At 40.8% G+C, this 24,509-nt stretch carries 4 protein-coding genes; all 4 read left to right on the top strand.

Going from position 1 to position 24,509, the window contains the following annotated elements:
- Positions 1-110: 110 nt before the first annotated feature.
- Positions 111-12,983, top strand: coding sequence for a non-ribosomal peptide synthetase (locus BRLA_RS12840; protein WP_003336215.1), 12,873 nt, complete (start codon positions 111-113; stop codon positions 12,981-12,983).
- 138 nt (positions 12,984-13,121) lie between these two features.
- Entirely contained in the window at positions 13,122-17,129 is a 4,008-nt protein-coding gene (locus BRLA_RS12835; protein WP_003336216.1) for a non-ribosomal peptide synthetase, read from the top strand.
- Positions 17,130-17,156: 27 nt separating this feature from the next.
- Positions 17,157-22,844, top strand: coding sequence for a MupA/Atu3671 family FMN-dependent luciferase-like monooxygenase (locus tag BRLA_RS12830; RefSeq protein WP_003336218.1), 5,688 nt, complete (start codon positions 17,157-17,159; stop codon positions 22,842-22,844).
- A gap of 19 nt (positions 22,845-22,863) precedes the next feature.
- Positions 22,864-24,465, top strand: coding sequence for a serine hydrolase domain-containing protein (locus BRLA_RS12825; protein ID WP_003336219.1), 1,602 nt, complete (start codon positions 22,864-22,866; stop codon positions 24,463-24,465).
- Positions 24,466-24,509 lie beyond the last annotated feature (44 nt).

Here is a 24,509-nt window from a genome sequence, read left to right as displayed (position 1 = left end):
TCGACAGGATCGGTATTTTCAAAAAGATTGTTGCCTGATTCAATCCGTGGCAAGTATCAAGGGATCAGGCAACAGTCAATGTAACCTGAAGAAGTAGGAGTGAGACATCTGTGCTTAATTTTGATTCATTTAAATTAGATAGCTTAATCAGCGAAACTGAGAGTGACATTAAAGCTGTTGATAAAAAATCGATTGCAATTATTGGTATGTCTGGTCAATTTCCTAAGGCGTCTCATTTGGAAGCTTTTTGGAATAATCTCTGCAATGGAGAGGATTGTATAGGTCCTTTCCCTGAATCTAGGCAGGCCGATACAAAAGCGTATCTACGTACGATTAAATCTACTGCTGAAGATACTTATTATGAGGGTGCCTTCTTAGAAGAAATCGACAAATTTGACGCTGCATTTTTTCGGCTCTCACCTAAAGAAGCCTCGTACATGAGTCCAACCCAGCGTTTGTTTTTGGAATCAGCATGGCATGCTCTTGAGGATGCGGGCTACGGTGGTGAAACATGCAAAGGTAGCAAGACAGGCGTATACGTGGGATTCAGTGGAGATGCTTTGCATGATTACAAAGGATTGATAAAAGAAGTGGGACATGAATCGATCCCTTTGTTTATACCAGGCAATTTGTCACCGATTATTGCCAGTCGAATCGCATATTTATTAGATTTGAGAGGTCCGTCATTAACAATTGATACGACTTGCTCCTCATCGGCGGTGGCTATACATACCGCTTGCCAAGCTCTCCGTAACGGAGAATGCAATATGGCCATTGCCGGGAGTGTAGGTCTTCATTTTATGCCGTTAGACAATGAATTAAAACTAGGGATTGAATCATCGACACGACGTACAAGGGCTTTCGATAGGAATTCGGATGGAACAGGGGTGGGAGAAGGTGTGGCCGCCCTTATTTTAAAACCGCTGCACCAAGCCATTCATGATCGTGACCATATCTATGCAGTGATTAAAGGAAGTGCGCTTAATCATGATGGTACGTCCAATGGTCTGACTGCACCTAATGTACTGGCTCAAAAAGAAGTAATTCTTGCCGCTTGGCAGGATGCAGGTATTGAACCTGAAACCATTTCTTATATAGAAGCGCATGGTACGGGTACGGCGTTAGGTGATCCTATCGAAGTAGAGGCCATCCAAAAAGCATTTCGTACATTCACGGATCGTAGCCAATTTTGTGCAATCGGATCTGTTAAATCAAACATTGGTCATCTAGGAGCAGCAGCCGGCTTAGCAGGGATTATCAAATCGGTTCTAGCATTAAAACACAAGAAAATCCCACCGACTCTTCATTTTGAAATGCCGAATCGTCAGATTGCATTTGAGAATTCGCCGGTTTATGTTAATACGGCTTTGCGTACATGGGAAACAAAGGAAGAACCTTTGCGATGCGGTATTAGCTCCTTTGGATTAAGTGGAACAAATTGCCATATCATCTTAGAGGAAGCTCCCGTACAGGAGGATGAGGCAGCAGATTATTTGCCTCAGCGAATTGAAGTTTTAGCGATTTCTGCCAAAAGCTTGACCTCTCTTCAAGCGCTGGTACAAGAATATATCCGTTTTTTGTCGGATAAACCAGATGAGATTTTATCAGATATTTGTTATACGGCTAACAGAGGCCGCGCACATTATTCTCATCGTCTTGCTCTTGCATTTTCTACCAAACAGGAATTGATAGAAGAGTTAGAACAAGCAGCTACCGTATTATCAGCAGTTCATCCAAACGAATCCAGATTACATGTGAGTCATCATGTATTCTATGGAATCCATAAGATCGTACGCGAACAACAGTGTGATCTTTCAAAAGGAAAAGTTAGCGAGCGAGAAATTCAAGAATTTACGCAAGAAGCAAAAGAAGCAGCCCAGAAATACCTGGATACAGACCGGACAAGTTCTGAAGCCTTAGTCAGCTTATGTCAGGCATATGTGTCAGGAGCGATTATTGACTGGGATCTTATCTATAGGAATGAAAAGCGAAAAAGGATCAGCGGACCTGTGTATCCATTTGATCGCAAGCGATATTGGATTGAATCCCGAACAGCATGTATCGACGAAAGAGAGGGAAACATTTTGAATGCACATTCTACTAACTCTGAAGTAAACAACGATCATTTTGAGAGTCAGAGAATAGAAACGATTTTACAGAACGTAAAACACATGGTGTGCACGCAAGCAGAAATAAATGAGCAAGAATTTGATGTGCATGCTAATTTTTATGATCTAGGATTTGACTCAATTCTATTTATTCAACTGAACAACCAAATCAAGGATACATACGGTGTTCAAATATCCTTTACTATGTTTTTTGAAGAATTAAATAACACATACAATGTAGCAAATTATCTAGCGCAAGTCTTACCTGACAGTTTTTTTGCAAGTTCTATGAAGTGCGAGGCTATGGCTACGAAACCATCTGAAGAAACTGTACAGGTAGCAAGTAGAGAGGCTTCTCAACCACACGTATCTGACTATCAACCAGTTCCAACGGGCAATGGACATGGACAGACCGATCTAGGTGGGCTTGAGCAATTGATGAGTCAGCAATTAGAAATAATGGCAAAACAACTGGATGTATTTCGTTTACTACAGCCGAATGGTCAGAGGGAGAGCTTAGCCCCAGCTCCTATAGCAATTGATGAGCGTCGTTTACAAGCTAGAGGAGAAGCTACGATTGTACAAGAACCTCCTGTTGGTTTTAGAAATCTAGCAAAAGAAAACAACCAAAAAGAAGTGTTCGTTCCCTATCAAAAGGTTTCTTTTGAGTCAGCACATAATGTAACAATGCAAGAACGTAGCCATCTACAGGATTTTATAACGAGGTATTCTGACAAAACTCGCTCCTCCAAGCTGTTAGCGCAAAACTATCGCAATGTACTTGCTAATAATCGAAATGTGGCGGGATATCGTTCCAACTGGAAAGAAATGATATACCCAATCGTTAGCGATCGAGCTATGGGTTCTAAGCTGTGGGATATCGATGGAAATGAATATATTGACATATGCATGGGATTTGGGGTTAACCTGCTTGGACATAATCCTGCCTTTATCACAGAGGCTATCAATGAAGAGTTGAAGCGAGGCTTCCCTGTAGGTCCCATGTCACGATTAAGCGGAGAAGTGGCTGAATTAATTTCTGAAATCGCAGGAGTAGATCGGGTTGCCTTTTATAACTCAGGTACGGAAGCGGTTATGGTTGCTGTCCGGATAGCCCGAGCTTATACGGGCCGCTCGAAAATTGCTATCTTTGCAGGCTCTTACCATGGCAGCTTTGACGGTATCTTAGCTCGCACTGATACGGCTAAAGACGATGGTAGCTCCAAACCGATGGCTCCAGGTGTTCCAGCAAGCATGAGCGATGATATTTTGGTGCTTGAATATGGCAGTGAGAAGGCCTTGCAAATCATCCGGGAGAATGCCGATGATCTAGCAGCGGTATTGGTTGAACCAGTTCAAAGCCGTGATCCAGAATTACAGCCAAAAGAGTTTTTACACTCCTTGCGTGCTCTGACAACTGAGCTTGGCACAGCCCTCATTTTTGATGAAGTGATTACCGGTTTCCGTATCCATCCCGGCGGTGCCCAAGCATGGTTTGGTGTTCAGGCTGATATGGTAACCTATGGGAAAATTGTTGGAGGCGGAATGCCTATAGGTGTTGTTGCTGGAAAAACTGCCTATTTAGATTGTATTGACGGAGGATACTGGCAATACGGTGATCAATCTTATCCACCAGTTGCGGAAAAGCGTACATTCGTTGCAGGGACATTTTGCCATCATCCCTTGACCATGGTAGCCGCAAAAGTGACTCTAGAGCATCTGAAACAACAAGGAAGTACCCTACAAGAAGAGGTAAACCAACGAACAGCACGTATGTGCCAAACGCTTAACGCTTATTTTAGAGAACAAAATATCTCTATTCGAATGGTTCATTTTGGCTCTTTGTTCCGTTTTGTATTAAAAGGTACGCAAGAAATATTATTTTACCATCTGCTGTTCCGTGGTATTTATACCTGGGAAGGAAGAAACTGCTTCTTGTCCACTGCTCATACTGATCAAGATATCGAAAAAATCATTGACGCAGTTAAAGACAGTATAGAGGAGATGAAGAAAGCAGGTTTTTTTCCTGACACTCCCTTAGAAGAGAGCCTAGATAAGGGAGTTAAAAATAAGCTACAGGTACCGTTATCAGAAGAGCAAAAGCAATTATGGTTTTTTTGTCAATTAGGAGAAGAAGAGTCGCGTTCGTATAATGAATGCTTCGTGCTTCAACTAACAGGTCAATTAAAAGTGGATAGCATGCGTGATGCCATACAGCAACTTGTTGATAGACATGAATCCCTACGAACAACGATAAGCGCAGATGGCGAATATCAGTGTATCCATCCCAAAATGGTGCTTGACGTACCATTGGTTGATTTTTTAGATCAACCGGGCGTGGATGCCAAAAAACAAGCACAGGCGTGGATGGATAACGAGGGTAAACAAGTCTTTCATCTGGAAAAAGGTCCGTTATTTAAAGCCTATATCCTGCAAATAGAAAAAGATGTTTATCAGCTCGTTTTCATTATCCATCATATTATTGCTGATGGATGGTCAGTAGGTATTCTTGTAAAGGAATTGGAGTCGCTTTATACCGCTGCCTATCATGATCAGAAAATAGTTCTCCCTGAGCCTATGCAGTATAGAGATTTTATCGCATGGCAAGATAAGCAGCAGAGTCAGCTTTCAGAAGCAGTACCTTTTTGGGAGCAACAGAGTACAAAACCGTTTGAAGTACTGGATTTTCCAAGTTCAAAAATGAAGCCTGCAAAACGTAGCTACATAGGAAATCGCACAACTCTCATTCTACAAGCCGATGTTGTAAACAAACTAAGAGAGTTTAGTAAGAAGCAGAGAAATAGCTTATTTATGACTCTTTTAGCCTCTTTTCAGGTGTTTTTGCATAAGATAACAGGTCAAAATTCGATGTTCATTGGTATCCCTAGTGGAGGACAAGCGCTTGCAGGCTCCTCACATTTAGTAGGGCAATGTGTAAATATGCTACCGATTCATGGGCACATTGAGCCAGATATGACCTTTGAAAAGGTTAGTAGCGTAGTGAAAAAGAATGCCTTTGAGGTTTACCAATATCAGCATTGCTCAATGGCTTTAATTGGCAAAATGCTAGCAGCTCAAGCAAAGAGTCCTAAGCTACCTGGAATTACTGCAACCTTCAACATGGATCGGCCGACAGGCAATTTGCAATTTCCTGAATGTGCAGTAGAGTTTGTACCTTTTCCTAAGGTTACAACCAAGCAGGATATCGGACTTAATGTTATTGAAGTAGGGGCCGAATTACATCTTGAATTTGAATACAATGCTGATCTCTCTGAACATGGAATCATAGATGGATGGATCAATGGATTTGCTAGATTAGTAGAGGATTTGGTCCGTTATTCTGATCGCTCACTTTCCGGTATACCACTGCTTACACATCATCTGAAAGCGTCGCAGAACCTGAAAGAGCAAGTCCTTCTAGAAAGTAAGGATCAATTGTTTATTCATGAGCAGGTAGAAAAATGGGCGTTTGAGCATCCCGACAAGAATGCTGTTTTATGCGGGAATAGCGAAATTACGTATCAATCCCTTCATGAGCAGTCTAATCAATTAGCGCACTGGATACAGCAGATGAATATCGAACCAAATCAGCAAATGATCATTTGCTTACCTACTTCTATAGAAGCGATTGTAAGTATTCTTGCTGTGATAAAAGCAGGCTACACGTACACCTATCTAAATGAAGAACCGAGCGATCTATTACAGCATGCGGTAGTCATAACACGAGAAGCGACAGCATTTGTCAAGGAGCATGCTAAGCAGATTATTGATCTTCAAGAAATACAGGAAGATGTAAAACAGGTAGCTTCTACAAACCTACAATCACAGAATCGCAAAGACAAAATGGTGCAAATCGTACCAGATGTTGGCGGCTTTACACATCAACAGCTCATGTGTTATGCAGAGGCAGTAAAAGAAAAATGTGAGCTTACAAGCTCAGATTGTGTATATATTACTTCGGCTGATGAAGCAGGCTTCTGGGAAAAGCTGTGGATACCAGCTCTAGTAAATGGAGCGACTCTACGAATTGCTCATCAAGATGATGCTTTCCTTGGCAAAAGCAATGACACTGGAAAAACCATTTTCATTCATAAGGGTAGCCAGCTAGACGAGCATACAAAGCGTATACTGACTTCCCTACAAGAAGTTGATCTGCTCAAGCTTATTGTCCTTGATGCAGAAGTATTACTTTACCAACACCTAGCTCAATGGAAGGAATTTTTGCCGAGTGGTTCAAGGCTGTTGCGCACCTTTAGCATGAAGAAAGTTCCGATGCTTATAACAGCACATGAAGCATTTGACCGAGAACGGGCGGACCTGCAAAAGGTTCCATTAGGTTATCCAATAGGCTTTTTTCAACCAGAGATCGTAGATGATCAGAGACAGCCTGTACCAGTGGGTGTAGCAGGGAATTTGTACCTTACATGGGGACATGTTGATAAACAATTTGCGTATGCGACCAGGGAATTAACTCGATTCTTACCAGAAGGCGAATTGGAGTATATAGGAAACACAGATAACCAAGCGAGACGTAATAACCATCGCATTTATACACAAGAAATTGAAGCCGTGCTGGAGCTATTTCCTGGTGTAGATCGAGCAATCGTGAGGAATGCTGATGATCAGGCCCACAATAAAGAGCTTCTGTCTGCGTATCTCTTTACTAGTCAGCCAGATCAATTGAATATTCAAAAGCTTCGCTCGTTCCTATCGTCTTGTCTTCCAGAATTTATGCGGCCTACTCATTTTGTAAAACAAATGGGAATGCCTCTACGCAGTGCTGGAGGGCTCGATCTTTCTGAATTACCTGATCCATTTTCCTACCAAGAAGTTGAGAGTGGTTTTACTTTACCTGCCAATGATACGGAGGAAAAAATTTGGGCGATTTGGAGTGATGTTTTAGAAAGTAAGCAATTTGGCACGGAAGATAACTTCTTTGATTTAGGCGGTCAATCTCTACAGGCATCTACCATTGCTATGAGAATGCAGAAGGAATTTGATTGCTTTATCCCTTTGCATCATATGTTTCTCTATCCAACCATCAGGGAACTAGCGGCTAATACTGTACAGGGAACTGGTATGGGTGTACCTCTTATTACGAAATTGACAAAACAAGATGATTATCCGGTTTCTTCTGTTCAAAAAAGGTTATACGTTCTAGCAGAGCAGGAAGCCCAGAATGGAACTAGCTATAACCTGCCTGTCGGGATTTGTATCGAAGGAAATTTGGACTATGCAAAACTTCGTGAACAGATTAAGCATGTTATTTCTCGGCATGAATCATTGCGAACATCTTTTCACCTTAGAGAGGGAGAGATTGTTCAACAAATTCACGATGAAGTAGACATTCCATTGGTGTATACAGAAGGAACAGAGGAACAGCTAAGTAGTCTCACAGAGGAATTTGTTCAACCCTTTGTGCTTTCTGAGGCACCTCTAATACGTCTGCAACTAGTAAAAGTCGCAGAGGAAAAGCACATTTTACTACTGGACATGCATCATATTATTTCAGATGGACTAAGCATGAATATCCTGATAAAAGAACTGCTTCATTTATATCAGGGTGAACAGTTGCCAGAACTAAGTGCCACCTATAAGGATTTTGCAGCCTGGCAGAATTCATTCTTATCTACAGAAAATGTGCAGAAGCAAGAAACCTATTGGCGTAATCTACTAGCTGAACCGCTTCCTGAATTAAATTTGCCGGTTGATGTTGACGTGAATTCGACTCAAAATGGCCGGGGGCATGTGCAAAGCTTCAAGATCGATGCAGAAACAACAGCAGCTCTCAAAAAAATCAGTGATCAGTGCAAGGCAACCTTATATCATACCCTATTTGCCGTTTATGAGATTTTTCTTGCTAAATGCTGCTACACCGAGGATATAGCGGTACTCACAGTAACCTCTGGTCGTACTCATCCGTTCGTCGAAAATATGGTAGGTATGTTTGTCCATACACTACCTGTCCGCTTACAGGTGACGAGTAATAAAACATGGCTGCATATAATTGAAGAGATGAAACAGCAAATTGTGGAAATGATTGAAAATCAGGATTACCCACTGGAATACATGGTAGAGCGGCTTCAATTTCCTATTGAAAAGGTCCGCGCAGGCTTTACGTATCAAAGCGCAGATCATGAATTGCCAAATACCTTATCAGCAGGGGAATTAACGCTGACACCTTTTGAGGTTAAAAATGCAGCTACTCGTAGTGATGTAAGCTTGTTAATCCAAGAAACGAATGATGGTTTATCCTGCCTTATGGAATGCAATGCTGCTATTTTTAGCGAAACAAAGCTGGATGTATTGATCGATTGGTTCAAAAAGCTACTGATAGAGCTGCTTGAGCATCCTATGAGCGAAATTAGTAAGATACAAATGAGTAACGGGACGGAAAACTCATTATTTAACCATTTAGCCTTATCAAAGTCTGATTATGAATGTGTTTATCCATTGACAACCACTCAACGAGACATGTATTACGATATTTTGCTTACTCAAAACAATGGGCTATGTTATCTTTTCTCCACCTCCATCGATCTCCCAGCAAAGATCAATCAAGAGCGATGGAAGCAGGCAACCGAGCATGTTTTTAATCAGACACCGCAGCTTCATGCTCATCTACTTAAGAATGGCGCTACACTTTATCAAGCTGTAAAGAAAAATAGTCCGTTTTCCTACGAAGAATACAAAACAGAGGGAGCCGAAACAAGCAGTGCTTTTATAACAAAGCTGATTGAACAGGAGCTAAACGTTCCATGGAACTTATTTGAGCCAAAGCTTGTCAGATTCGTATTTGCTACTGATCAGGCTGGGAATCATACGTTTTGTATTTTAGCTCATAACCTCATCATTGATGGTGTAGGAGTAAAAATTATTATTGAGCATATCATCGCAAGCTATGAAGCTTTGGAGAACGGTACAGAATATAAACCAAAGGAAACAGAGAGCTTCCCTGCTTATGTTTCGGATAACTTACAATCGTTTGATACCAATATCATCAAAAAACATTGGAAGGAAAAGCTTTCTAATGTGGAGCAACTTTCTACTAGCGGTATAGAACAGGAATCTGCAGTTGTAAGTCAAACCACTCGGATACCAGCTGAATTGTTTGTACAGATCAAGAGATATTGTGAACAGGAGAAGGTACGGCTATCCCATTTCTTATGGGGGGTATATGGTTTGTTGGTTAAAATTTATAGCAACCAGCAATCCGATTTTCTGATACGCAATGTTATTAATGGACGTTCGCGAGAGTACTCCCATACTGTCGGAAACTTTTATCAAGTGACACCCTTATTGTTTCCACGTCATATTTTCAAACCAGATATGGAAATGAAAGACTATTTCGCTCACTTGATGAAAATAAAATCGGAAGATCATGCCTATCGAGATATTTCCATGATGGAGCAAAAAAATATCATAGGGGAAGAAGAAGTATCTTTTTACTTCAATTATCTTAACTTTACGATGATTCCGGTTTGTCAAGAGATGACTTATATTCACTATTATCATCCTCGTTATTCTGAGCGACAGGTTAATATATGGGTCAAAGCGTTATCAGATACCGTTGAGCTTTCCGTTTACTATGATCAACAGCTATTTCCGGGTGAATCATTTTTAGATTGCTTCATTCATATAGCTAAGCAGATTACAGATGGAAAGAATACCTTGTCGGAATTAGACTATCTGGGAAATCAAGCGGAGATTATTGATCAATTTAACGCAACAGAGCAAGCTTTTGACACAGAACGTTCGATTTACCATTATGTAGAAGATTACGCGCTGAAACAGCCTAAGAAGGTAGCGTTGCATTACCAAGATTGTCAGATAACCTACCAAGAAGTAAATGAAGGGGCGAATCGACTGGGTCATCTCCTACGTAAAACAGGACTAACAACAGAAGGATTGGTCGGTATTTACATGGAGCGAGCTCCACGTATGGTAGAAAGCATCCTTGCTGTGTGGAAGGTAGGAGCTGCTTATACGCCAATTGATCCAGAATATCCGCTGGATCGTGTGCTTGGAATCCTACAGGAATCGCAAGCACAGGTACTACTAACTACAAGTGATTTGGTTAGCGACACAGTAAGAAATGGCTTTGCGGGAAGAATAATCTGTCTCGACCAAATTAGAGATGATCTTATGAAGGAAAGTGCAGATAACGTAAACATACCGCTTGATATGAATCAGTTGTCTTACGTTATTTACACGTCTGGCTCTACTGGAAAGCCAAAAGGTGCGATGGTGGAGCATATCGGGATGATGAACCATATTTTTGCGAAGGTTGATGGAGTAAAAATAACATCAGAAAGTATCGTTGCGCAAAATTCTTCCCATTGCTTTGATATTTCGGTATGGCAGTTTTTTGTTGCCCTTGTATGCGGCGGAACTACAGTGATCTATCCCAATGAGCTGATTCTCAATACAAAGCACTTTATCGATCAAGTAGGACAAGACAGTGTTACTGTACTAGAGGTGGTTCCTTCTTATTTGTCAGTCATGCTTGATTTGTTGGAAAAAGAATGTCAAACCTTCCAGTCACTTGAGTACCTGTTAGTCACAGGAGAGACTCTTAAACAAAACGTAGTAAAGAAATGGTTCAGCCTGTATCCTTCCATTCCAATAATCAATGCTTATGGTCCTACGGAGGCATCTGACGACATCACCCATTATTATATGGATACAGTACCAGATATGCCGACTATTCCAATTGGACAGCCATTGCAAAATTTTAATATTTACATTGTGAATGAAAACCTTCAGCAGTGCCCAATTGGTGTAAAAGGTGAAATTCTTGTCTCTGGGATTGGAGTAGGTCGTGGATACCTGTATGATACCAAGCGAACTCAAGCAGCATTTATGGATGATCCGTTTCCTGTAGAAAAAGGACGGCGTATGTATAAAACAGGGGATTTAGGAAGATGGCTCCCAGGCGGAATCATCGAATTCTATGGACGCAAGGATCATCAGGTAAAAATTCGTGGCTTCCGAATCGAATTAGGTGAGATTGAGAGCAAATTGGTTCAAATTCCGGCCATCAATGAAGCAATTGTCACTGATCTTGAAGATGAATTTGGCAATAAGTATCTTTGCGGATATATAGTCTGCAACAGCCAGATCGATAACGCAGAAGTGAAGGCAATCTTATCGAAGGTATTACCTGCATATATGATTCCTTCCTACCTGATCCAATTAGATAAGATGCCTGTGAATACAAATGGAAAGGTAGATCGTAAAGCGTTACCTGTACCTGTAAGCGATGAAACAAGAGAATCAGTGAAAGCAGCAAATATAACAGAAGAAAAATTGCTTCAAATATGGGAAAGCGTGCTTGGAATAAAGGGAATCAGCGTGACCGATCATTTCTTTGAAAACGGTGGGCATTCATTAAAGGCAATCATGCTGTTATCACGTATTCACAAGGTTTTTGATGTCGAGATGAGTCTACGGCAAATCTTTGAAATGCCGACGATCAAGGAGCAGGCTACGTATCTTCGTAATGCACAGAAAAGCATGCATGTTTCCATTCAGCCAGCTCCAAAAAAGGATTGTTATCCATTATCTGACGGACAGAAGAGTCTCTTCCTACAGCATCAATTAAATATGGAAAGCACCAGCTATAATATGCCGGGCATTCTGCTGTTGGAAGGTGAGCTGGATAAAGGACGCCTTGAAAAAGCATTGCAAGAAATCGTACATCGTCATGAGAGCCTACGCACCTCGTTTGACCTAGTAGATGGGGAGCCGATGCAAATTATTCAAGAAGAATCTCAGCTAACTCTCAATGACATAAATGTAGAGGAGCGCGAGATTGAGGAACAAATCAAACGGTTTGTCCAGCCGTTTGATTTGAGCAAGTCTCCATTACTTCGAGTTACAATCGCGGAGTTGTCGGCTACAAGACACTTGTTATTCGTTGATTTGCATCACATTATTTCTGATGGTGTGTCTCTGGGAGTATTTATTCGGGAAATAATGGATTTATATCAAGGTAAAGAGCTTGCTCCACTGTCTATTCAGTACAAGGATTTTACCAATTGGCAGGCGCAAGAGGGCAAAAAAATCATGGATACACAAGGGGAATACTGGAAAAACATGTTTGCTAATGAAGTTCCTGTTCTCTCGCTTCCAACGGATTGGGAGCGCCCAAAAATGAAGAGTTTTGAGGGTGAACGGATACGTTTCGTGCTTGATTCGGATATAAGTCAAGGAGTATATGAGGTAAGTAAAAAAAGCAATACAACCCTTTTCATGTTGTTAATGGCGGCTTATCAGATATTACTGGCCAAATATGCCAATCAAGAGGATATTATTACAGGTACTGCGGTTGCCGGGCGTTCGCATGCTGATCTTGAAAACGTAATGGGGATGTTCATTAATATCCTACCAATACGTACGCAGCCTCAAAGCGATAAAACATTCGTACAATATCTTGGCGAAGTGAAGCAACTTATCCTTCAGGCATTTGAGCACCAGCAGTATCCGATGGAGCAATTGCCTGAATCATTGAAGCTTTCACGTGATCTTAGCCGCAATCCACTATTCGATACGATGTTTACTATGCAAAACATGGAAATCCCAGAAATAGAACTGGAGGGCATGCGGGTTTCATCATATCCATATGCTACTAAAGTGGCAAAATTCGATCTTACGTTAGAAGCAAAAGAGCAAGATAATCGACTTCATTTCGAATTGGAATATGCGACAAGCCTATTTACACCAGAAACCGCGGAACGAATGACCAGAGATTATCAGCATATTCTGCGTACGATTGTGTTAGACGATCAAGTACGATTACGAGATATCTCCTTGGAAAAAACCTTTACTAAAGTTAAAAAAGCAATTCAAACAGAAATCGACTTTCATTTTTAATGGTGTATGAAAACACAAAGTCTGATCACCCTTGAGCGAAAATTTTGGTCCTGAGGGTGATCGGGACTTATATAGAAAACCTAGAGGAAATGCATAACCAGGGGCAATCATGCAAATGGAGAGGAGAAAAAAGTAGCGATGGATAACATTACACAGAATCTGCTTCTCTCAAGCGGTGAATTAGAAGAAGAACGACATTACTGGTTAAACAAACTAGCTGGAGCTGAACAGGTAACCATTTATCCACCTGATTTTTCAAGAGGTGAACAGAAAGAAGCCCACAAGACGAGTATACCTTTTACTTTTCCTGATGAAGTGAGTAAATGGATGGTACAACTTGTCAACGGGTCAGAGCATGGCATCTATATGGTTCTTTTGAGCGGGATCAACTGTCTACTCTATAGATATACTGGTTACGAGGATTTGATCCTTGGAATGCCTGTGTTCAAGAACGATGACGCCATAGACCTGAGTCAACGGTTAGCCATTCGAACGCAGATGACGCCAAATGATACCTTTCGCACCATCTTGCATCAAGTGAAGCAATCAGTCATGGAAGCAGATCAATATCAAAATATTCCTATCATGAAAATTTTTAATGAATTAGGGCTGGTACCAAAAGATCAGCGACTCCCCGCTTTTCCCGTGGTAGTAAGCCTTCGCAATATTCATAAGGATGTACATAATGAGTTAGACCTTCTTTTTCAGTTTCATTTTTCTGGAGAACAACTGACGGGGGAAATTATTTATTCGAATGACTTATTTTATAAAGAAACTGTGGACCAAATGTCCAAGCATCTCTTCCAGATATTTACGAATGTGATGGAAAACTCTTCCCAACCACTAACAGAGCTACAAGTAATGAGTGAAGAGGAGGCTAATCAGATTATCCATGGCTTTAATCAGACAGAGAGAGCCTTTGCACGAGACAAAACCATTACAGACTGGTGGGAAATACAAGTTACCAAGAAACCTGATCAAATTGCAGTCGTGTATAAAGATCAGGCACTTACCTACAAAGAGGTAGATGAGAGAGCAAACCAGATTGCTTGGCATTTACAGCGTCATTCCTTTATTCAGGCCAATGATTGTGTGGGAGTAATGGTTGAGCGGACAGAGGAAGTGGTGATTAGTTTACTGGCAGTGCTTAAATCGGGAGCAGCGTATGTACCGATTGATCCTACGTATCCAACCGAGCGGATCGCTTATATGATTCATGATAGCAAGATGAAGGCAGTCATTACTCAATCTGCTTTTTTGAATCACATTGAGCATAATGATTCTGCTGAATACAAACCTATTTCGCTTGTGGTTCTTGATCGGGATCAAGAATTGATAGATACGGAACCAACAGCTCGGCTAGACACGATCCGTAACGCTGACAATCTAGCTTATGTTATCTATACATCAGGCTCAACAGGCAATCCGAAAGGTGTTATGGTAACCCATAGAAATGTAGGGAATTTTTTTGTCGGGATGGATGAAAGCCTACAGCCTATAGAGAGTGATACGTTTCTATCGGTGACAACCATCTCATTTGATATTTCTGTTTTGGAGCTATTATGGACAATGACTAGAGGAATTCGTCTTGTCTTGGTAGACACGCAGGAGGATACGTTAGGTAGCTATGACCATTATCTTGACCAACCGCATGTTGAGATGATCACGATGATGCAATGCACACCGTCCCGACTTAAACTACTAATGGATGCGCATGACTCACAGCGTTTGTTACAGTCTCTTCGGATTTTGTTAGTAGGAGGAGAAGCATTTCCTGCCCAATATATAGACGATCTCCATAAGAAAACCAATGCAAGAATATTCAACATGTATGGTCCTACGGAGACAACAATCTGGTCTGCGGTTCAAGAAATACCTAGACTAGCTACAAAGCACAACGAAAATATAACAATAGGAAAGCCAATCGCAAATACGCAAATCTATATTCTTGATCAGCATCAAAAGCTGGCTCCCATCGGAGTGCAAGGAGAGATTTGTATAGCTGGTGAGGGAGTAGCGAAAGGGTATTTGAATCGCATTGAATTGACTGAGGAAAAGTTTGTAACGAATCCCTTTGGTAAAACGAAGGATGAAAAAATGTTTAAAACGGGGGATATTGGTAAATGGCTCCCGGATGGAACGCTACAATGTCTCGGGCGTGCCGATCATTTAGTAAAAATACGTGGGTACCGAATCGAATTAGGCGAGATTGAGCATACATTAAACCAGCATCCGGGAATTTCTAATTCGATCGTGCTTGCCGAACCAGACCATCAGGGAGATATGCAACTCTTAGCCTTTCTAGTCATGAATTCAGAAGGAGAGAGGGGAACATCGACACAAGAAATACGTGAATATCTAATGCAGCATTTACCTGCGTATATGTTGCCACATTTTTTCAGCAAGATATCTAGCTTTCCGCTTAAACCAAACGGAAAAATTGACCGTCAAGCGCTTTCGCTACTGACTAGAAGTGATGTAGGCTCCACTGTGTTTGAAGCGGCCAGAGATGATGAGGAAGCGGTACTTATCAGTGTTTGGAGCCAGGTACTTGGCGAGGATAAGATTAGTATTCATGATCGCTTCATCGATTTAGGCGGAGATTCAATAAAAGCCATGAGGGTCGTTTCTGAGCTTTATAAGCGTGGATACAAGCTTCAAGTGAAAAGCCTGTTTGAATATCCAACGATTATAGAATTGCGACCACATCTACAGCCAATTAATCACCGGGCTAATCAGGAAGTTGTACAAGGAATCGTTCCTCTGACTCCTATTCAACACTGGTTTTTTGCCCAGCCGATGGAAGAAAAACATCATTATAATCAATCAGTGATGTTAGATAGCAAGTCTCCAATTGACTATGAAAGCTTGATGAAGGTTCTGGACAAGCTCTCTGCTCATCATGATGCTCTACGGATGGCCTTTCGACAGGAAGGAAATTCCATTGTACAGACGATTCGGGATATAGCTCAACCGGTCTATGAATGTCAGGTTTTTGATTTGACAGGTAAATCAAAAACAGATAAAGAGGTGAAAAGTGACATTCAAAGCATATGTCGAGAGCTGCAATCAAGCCTTGATTTGTGGGGTGGTAAGCTAATTAACGTTGGTTTATTCCACACGGATTATGGAGATCATTTATTTCTTACCTTCCATCATTTGATTGTCGATACCCTTTCTTTACGAATTTTATTAGAGGATCTAGAGCAAGGATATCAGCTTGCTGTGAATAATCAAGCTGTTTCGCTTCCTGATAAAACAGATTCTTATCTTGTCTGGTCACAGCAACTATACGAATATGCAACCTCATCTGAGCTGCAAAAAGAGCTTTCTTACTGGGGAAAAATAAAAGAGAACTCTGTAGAAGAAGACCGTGCCTTGGGGAGCATAGGCGAGAACGAGCGGCTGGTTGGCAGACTTTCTGCATCAGATACTCAGCTATTGCTAAAAGAGGTTCACCGTGCCTACAATACTCAAATTTATGACATTCTCTTAACGGGGCTCGGCATGTCTCTTCGCTCATGGAAGAACTCTGACATGATACTCATTGATGTCGAGGGGCACGGACGCCACGAGCTGAGTGACCAACTGGACATAACTCGGACTGTGGGATGGTTTACCACACTGTATCCAATACTTTTGGATATGAGACATCATGCTGATCTCTCCATGCAAATAAAGGAAATGAAAGAACTGTTAAAGAAAGTCCCCAATCAAGGAATCGGATATGGGCTACTCAGATACCTTGGAACGGACATGAATAAACAAGCATTGTCAGGTGGATCGCAAGCGACTTACTTATTTAACTATCTTGGAGAAATAGATGAGGAAAAGGAAGATGCTATTTTTCAGCTTTCCTCCATCCAACCAGACCATCCAATCAGCAATGCCAACAGTCGCACCCATAAGCTAATCTTTACAGGAATGATCCAAAATGGAGAGCTGACATTTTGGATGGACTACGACAGAAATCAATTTTCGCGAGAGACGATGCAAAAGGTATTGGATGGTTTTTTCAGACATCTACAAGAAATTATTCGTCACTGTACGAGTAAAAAGACCCAAGAGTTTACACCAAGCGATTTTGGGGACAACAATTTATCTATGTCAGATTTGGATGACATTTTAAGTCTATTAGAAGAATGATCTCTTATACATGAGCAGAGGTGAAATATGGAGACTAACAACGCACAAATTCAGAAAATATATTCACTCACTTCGACCCAAGAAGGAATGCTGTTTCATTCCATGCTTGATCGTACATCGGGAACATACTATCAGCAAGCCGTCTTTACAGTAGATGGCTTGCTTCAGCCAGAGCTTTTAGAGCAAAGCTTTAATATCCTGATTGAACGGTACGAGATTTTTCGGACAATGTTTGTATATGAGAAGATTCAAACGCCAAAACAGATTGTATTAAAGGAACGACCACTACAAATCCAGGTTGTCGATATATCACATCTTGATGAGGAAGAGAAAGAGTCCTATATCGAAGAATTTGTTAGGTCAGATCGTTCAAAAGGGTTTGATCTTACTCATGATACTTTATTTAGAGTTACAGTCATTCAAGCGGCAATTGATAGCTTTTACATTGTTTGGGGATTTCATCATATCCTTATGGATGGTTGGTCATCAAGTATTGTCCTAGATGAGCTTTTCCATATTTACGATTGTCTTCGAAATGAAAAAAAATGTGAGCTTAAAACGGTACAGCCCTTTAGCCAGTTCGTCAAATGGCTAGAGCAACAAAACCATGAGGAAGCGGGCGCATATTGGAAACAATATTTGGAGCAATATGAGCAGCCAAGAAGTCTTCCAGCTTTTGGTGAAGGGAGCGCATCTGGAAAATTTAAACATGGCGAAGTTATCTTCGAATTAGACGAGAAGATTACCGGAAAGCTAATGCAAATTTCTAAGCAACGCCAAGTTACGATCAATACAATATTTGAGGCATGCTTCGGTATCTTTTTGCAGAAGTATAGCAATCATACAGATGTTGTGTTCGGTTCGGTTGTTTCGGGTCGCCCTCCTACGCTACTCGGTAGTGATGAAATGGTTGGTTTGTTTATCAATACTGTTCCAAAACGAGTGAAATGCGAAGAAAATCAGGTTTTCTCATCCTTATTACAAAAAATACAGCAAGCTTCCCTTGAGTCTAAAGATTATGAGTACTATCCTCTTTATGAAATTCAGTCACAATCTCAGTTGAAGCAAGAACTTATTTCACACCTTTTGATTTTTGATAATTATCCACTCTCAAAAGGATTAGAACGTTTGCAAGATAAACAAAACATGGGCTTTTCTGTAACAGACATTCAATTTACTGAACATCCAAATTATGATTTAACTTTGCATATTCAATTTGATCAAGTAGTCAAGATAAAAATTATTTTTAATGAACTGGTTTACATAAAAGAACAAGCGGAACAATTCAAGAAGCATTTTATGCATATCCTTCATACGGTGACGTCTGAACCAGATCATTTGATCGCTCATATAGAATTATTGGATCAAGTAGAAAAAAATCATATCATTCAAACATTCACGAACGAGGAACTAGTCTTATGTGATGAAAAAACAATTCAAGAATGGTTCCAGATGCAAGTCACGGAAATTCCAGATGAGATCGCAATCGTTTATAGCGATAAAACATTGACGTATCGTCAACTAGAAGAGCTTTCTAACCAACTTGCCCATTATTTGCGGGGACAGTATCAAATTAAGCCAAATGATTTGGTCGGAATCATGCTAGATCGTAGTGAGCAGATGATCGTATCTTTGCTGGCAATTTTAAAATCCGGGGCAGCGTATGTACCGATTGATCCAACGTATCCAGTTGAGCGCATTCGTTATATTATCAACGATAGTCAAATGAAAGTGCTTGTAACAAAATCACGTTTTCAAAATCGAATTGGTGATAGATCTGAAACGGCTATCCTACTCCTTGATGAAGTAGATGCAAAGCTGGTAGCTCAATCCATTACTGTTCCCCATGGAATAAACAAAGGATCAGATTTGGCCTATGTGATCTATACATCTGGTTCAACCGGTAATCCAAAAGGGGTAATGGTTACACATGCAAATGTAAGCAACTTTTTTACAGCAATGGATCAAAAGCTACAGCCAACTACAACGGATGCTTTTTTATCAGTAACAACGATTTCCTTTGATATTTCTGTTCTAGAACTATTCTGGACACTAACACGCGGAATCCAAGTTGTCATAAGCCCTGATGATACGTACGAAAACTACGACAGTTTTTTAACGAATACGGAACAGCCACAGATGGATTTTAGCGTATTCTTTTTCTCAAGCTACGATCATCAACAGGTAGATGATAAATATTCATTGCTTTTGGAAACAACCAAGTTCGCAGACAAGCATGGCTTTAATGCTGTTTGGACTCCAGAACGCCATTTTCACGAGTTCGGTGGACTATATCCTAATCCGTCCGTAATCAGTTCGGCGCTTGCTATGATTACCCAAAACCTGCAGATCCGTTCTGGTAGCATCGTATCTCCCTTGCATGATTCTCTACGCATTGCTGAGGAATGGTCAGTCGTAGATAATCTTTCTAAGGGACGTGTTGGCCTATCGTTTGCACCGGGCTGGCATGTAGACGACTTCGTTTTACGTCCGGAAAACTACGAAGAGCGTTATGATCTTATGTTTAGACAAATAAAAGAAGTCCGCCAATTATGGCGCGGTGAAAAAGTAACACGTATAAATGGGAAGGGATACCCTGTAGAAGTCCAAGCATTTCCAAAACCAATTCAATCGGAGGTTTCAGTTTGGGTAACAACAACAGGGACAGCCGAATCCTTTATTGAAGCTGGAAAAATGGGAGCCAACATTTTAACGCATTTTCTTGGACAGGATATTTATCAATTAGAAAAAAATATTCGTCTGTATCATGAGACCCTCCGCGAGAATGGGTATGATCCAAAGCTGTTCAAGGTGTCACTCATGCTTCATACCTTTATTGATGATGATATTGATTATGTACATGACAAAGTAAAAAAACCATTTTGTGACTATCTAAGATCTAGTGTGAGCTTGATACGTAATCTGGCTAAAAATCTTACTATCGGCACAGATATGCTGGATATGAACAACGTATCAGAGGAGGATATTGAACAAATTCTGGAAGTCGCTTTTCAACGCTATTGGAATACGGCGACTTTACTTGGGACACCAAAGACTTGTCATAAATTAGTTGAGCAGCTCTATCATATCGGTGTGAATGAAATCGCTTGTTTACTCGATTTTGGTATTGATCATGCTTCTGTAATTCAAAGCTTGCATCACTTAGCTGCTTTCAAGGATAAGTACGCTAGAAAAAGCGAGGTCAAAGCTTTAGCTAGCGATACAACTCCGAGTATCCGTCCGATCACCATGATGCAAACGACGCCGTCACGGCTCAAGATGATTGCCGCTGATCCTAGCTCTCAGAAGTTTTTACAATCTCTTGAGGCCTTGCTAGTGGGCGGTGAAGCTTTCCCAGCTTCTCTGATGCATCAGATACAAAGGCAAACAAAGGCAAGCATATACAACATGTATGGTCCGACCGAAACAACAATTTGGTCGGCGATTCATCAGATAGCTGAGACAGATCAAATTGCCTACATTGGGAACCCGATTGCTAATACCCAAATTTTCATTCTTGATGAGCACCATCATATTCTACCGATTGGGGTGATCGGTGAGATTTATATCGGTGGAAAAGGAGTAGTGAAAGGTTACTGGAATAAAGAAGATTTGACTAGTGAGAAATTTATTCCGAATCCATTCTCTTCCGATCCACAGTCTCGATTGTACCAAACAGGTGATTTGGGGCGATATCGAGCAGATGGAACACTTGAATTTATAGATCGAAAAGATTATCAGGTCAAAATACGTGGCTATCGCATGGAGTTAGGCGAGATTGAAACAGCGATTCTTAAACATCCAGATATTGCAGAAGCAGCGGTTACTACTCAAACGGATGAAAATGATGATAAACAACTCGTTGCCTACATTGTCTGGAAAGCAGGAACAAATAAAATAAACAAAAATGTAACTCAACTGCGCAGTTTCCTTGCGGAGAGGTTACCGGGCTATATGATCCCTGCATATTTTGCTCCCCTGGAACAATTACCTTTAACTCCAAACGGCAAAATAGATCGGAGTGCTTTACCAGTAGACTGGACCATGATAGACACGGGCGTTGAATATGTGGAGGCTTCCAATGATAAAGAGGATGCATTAGTTGCTGTTTGGCAAAAAGTCCTAGGTGTCACTAATGTAAGCGTTCATGACAATTTTTTCTCACTGGGTGGAGATTCGATACGTGCGATACAAGTGTCTTCCTTAATTCAGAAATATCAATACAAAATTCAAATCAATGATTTATTCAAATACCCAACCATTAGAGAGCTTTCTATGCATGTAAAACAAATGAAAACAAAACGGACAACAAACCAGCTAGTTGAGGGGAATGTACGTCTAACACCTATTCAGCATTGGTTCTTTCAGCAAAATGTAACAGATGCCCATCACTACAATCACGCAGTAATGCTTCATCATGAACAAGGCTGGGACGAGCTATTGCTCCAAAAGGTATTTACACGACTTGTTGAACACCATGATGCTCTGCGTATGACGTTTCATGTAGAAGGGGAGCACGTTATACAAAATATCCGTGGACTTTCAGATCGTTTGTTTGATTATACATGCTTAGATTTCAGAGGTAAGCATGTGACGCCAGCTATGATCGAGGCTGAAGCATCTAATATTCAGGCTGGATTTACACTTAGCACAGGTCCGTTGATCGCGATTGGACACTTTAAAACGGATCAGGGTGATCATTTATTGATCGCGATTCATCATTTAGTAGTTGATGGAATCTCTTGGAGAATTCTGCTTGAAGATCTTGCCAGTGGTTATATGCAGGTACAAAACGGAGAAGCCATTTCTCTTCAGGATAAAACGGATTCGTTTAAAGAATGGTCAACAGAGCTTCATGTTTATGCCAATAGTCAAACCATTCTAAAGGAATCTACTTATTGGGAGCAACTGGCTAATGTACCGATAGCGTCCTTGCCTCAGGATCATATTGTCATTGATGATCGGATGCAGGATAGCAAGACATTAACCATGGAACTTAATCAGGAAGAGACTAACCATTTATTAAAAGAAGTTCACCATGCCTACAACACAGAAATAAATGACGTATTGTTAACGGCACTTGCTCTTACAATGAGAGAGTGGACTGGTGAAAATCGCACTCTCATACATGTAGAGGGTCATGGTAGAGAACCCATCAGTGAGAATATAGACATTTCGCGGACGGTTGGCTGGTTTACCTCTCTTTATCCAGTGTTGCTTGAAACAAAAGACACAGATATCGCCTATCATATTAAATATACCAAAGAGTATCTGCGGAAGGTTCCGAATAAGGGAATTGGCTATGGCATCTTACGCTACGTAACATCTGCTGACATAGAGACCGTCAGTCATCTAAATGTAAAGCCGCAAATTATGTTCAATTACCTGGGACAATTTGATCAGGATATCTCAACAGATGCCTTTTCAATTTCACCTTTTCGTACAGGTCCAACTCTGAGTCGCAGGGTACAGAGACAGTACAATTTTGAAATTGTTGGCATCATTCAGAATGGTGCATTACGACTTCACTTTGAATATAACCAAAACATGTACGATTTTAGTACAGTACAAAATATGATTGATCTATATAAAAAACATTTGCTTGACATTATCAATCATTGTCTCAATAAGAAAGAAAAAGAGATCACTCCAAGTGATGTAGGGAATCATACGCTCTCGATTGAAGAATTAGCTGATTATCTAGAGAATTTATAGAAGAAGAGGAGAGATTTGCATGCTACGTATAAAAGAGCTTGAGCATCAAATCACGATGGAAATGGAGCAGGCCCGTGTACCGGGTCTGGCCATCGCTATTATCCATAATAAGGAATTAGTCTATACAAAGGGATTTGGTGTGACTAGTGTGCAAGATTCAGGAGTAGCGGTAAGTCCACAGACATTATTTCGTATAGGCTCGATTTCGAAGCTGTTTACCGCCACGTTGATCATGAAATTAGTAGAGGATGGACTTCTTGAATTAGATACTCCCATCATCAATTACATTCCTTGGTTTTCACTCCAAAATCCCACGTACAATAATCTGTTAACTCTTCGGACTTTATTGAGCCATTCGGCAGGATTTAATAACGGTGGAGATTATCTTGGAAGTCGCGAATCAGATGGCTTACGGCGACATGTTTCTGAGGAGCTTTCTAAAATGAAATTGATGGCTCCACCAGGAAAGCTTCATACATATAGTAATTTTCATTACAATTTAGTAGGCTGTGTAGCAGAAGAGGTTACAGGAAAAGCTTTTGCAGCCTTAATTCAAGAAGTAGTCTTTGCTCCTCTAGAAATGAATAGCAGCACATATGATCCATTGTTTGCCATGACCCATTCTCTGGCATTGCCGCATTATATACATGATGATCAGATTTGTGTCCTGCATCGCTTTGTAGAAAATACAGCGTATTATCCATCCTTTTTTGCGATGTCAACAGTGACAGATTTAGCTAAGTTTGCCCTTTTACATATGAATAAGGAATGTGATATGGATAAGCAATTCCTTCAGGCCCAATCCATTCAGCAAATGCATGAATATAACACGCCATTATTTAACACGTATCAAAGTGGATTTGGATTGGGATTTTTCTTGCAAGAAACAGAGGCAGGTCATCGTATCTCTCGACATTTTGGCGATATTAGTAGCTATAGTGGTGATTTTGTTATGCATAAGGAGGCGGGGAGTGCTGTCATTATCCTTAATAATCGCCCCTTTCCGCATGAAAAAATTATCCGTCTCGTGTTCGAGCAATTGCAATTACCGCTTGTCCAAGCAAAAACCTCCGCAGAGCTTCTCCAAGATCAAAATAACGCCGGGGAATGCTCAGGCATTGCGGGAACCTTCTTTGGAGCTAACGTAGGATTTATAGAAATTACGAAGGAAGATCAGTCGCTATTAACCTTAAATAACCAACCAATTAGGCTACAGCTAAGGACAGGCGATTTCTTGCAGGGATATGACGAAGAGGGAAATCATGTGTTGAATCTGAAAGTGATAAGGGAAAGTGACGGTTGTGTGCAGTATCTTATGATCAATAACAATCGCTGTCACCGTTACTTATTGCCAGATGATCGGACGTCTCTAACAGCAGAGGAACTAGAAGCTTGCTGTGGGACTTATTCACACCATGGATTTCCAGACTGGGTTTATCATGTAACGTGTCAGGATCATAAACTTATCATGGAAGAGGATGGGGTTACAGAAGTTCTGATCCCAATGGAACACGGTTTATTTGTCAGTGATACGTTTAAATCGGTGCAATTTCACATTGATGAGCAAGGGCAGGTTCCCTATTTTCATCTCCATGGCACTTGGAAAATGCAGCGATTATAACGTCTAGAGGAATCATCTATCTTCTACATCTAGGAGGCTTGCAT

The sequence above is a fragment of the Brevibacillus laterosporus LMG 15441 genome (genome assembly GCF_000219535.2).
In the GTDB taxonomy this organism is placed as follows: Bacteria; Bacillota; Bacilli; order Brevibacillales; family Brevibacillaceae; genus Brevibacillus_B; species Brevibacillus_B halotolerans.
This window is presented reverse-complemented; position numbering and strand designations above follow the sequence as displayed.

What these genes read in the sequence shown, in the direction of transcription:
- BRLA_RS12825 (WP_003336219.1), top strand. Translation starts at nt 22,864, where the DNA reads ATGCTACGTATAAAAGAGCTTGAGCATCAAATCACGATGGAAATGGAG.
- BRLA_RS12830 (WP_003336218.1), top strand. Translation starts at nt 17,157, where the DNA reads ATGGAGACTAACAACGCACAAATTCAGAAAATATATTCACTCACTTCG.
- BRLA_RS12835 (WP_003336216.1), top strand. Translation starts at nt 13,122, where the DNA reads ATGGATAACATTACACAGAATCTGCTTCTCTCAAGCGGTGAATTAGAA.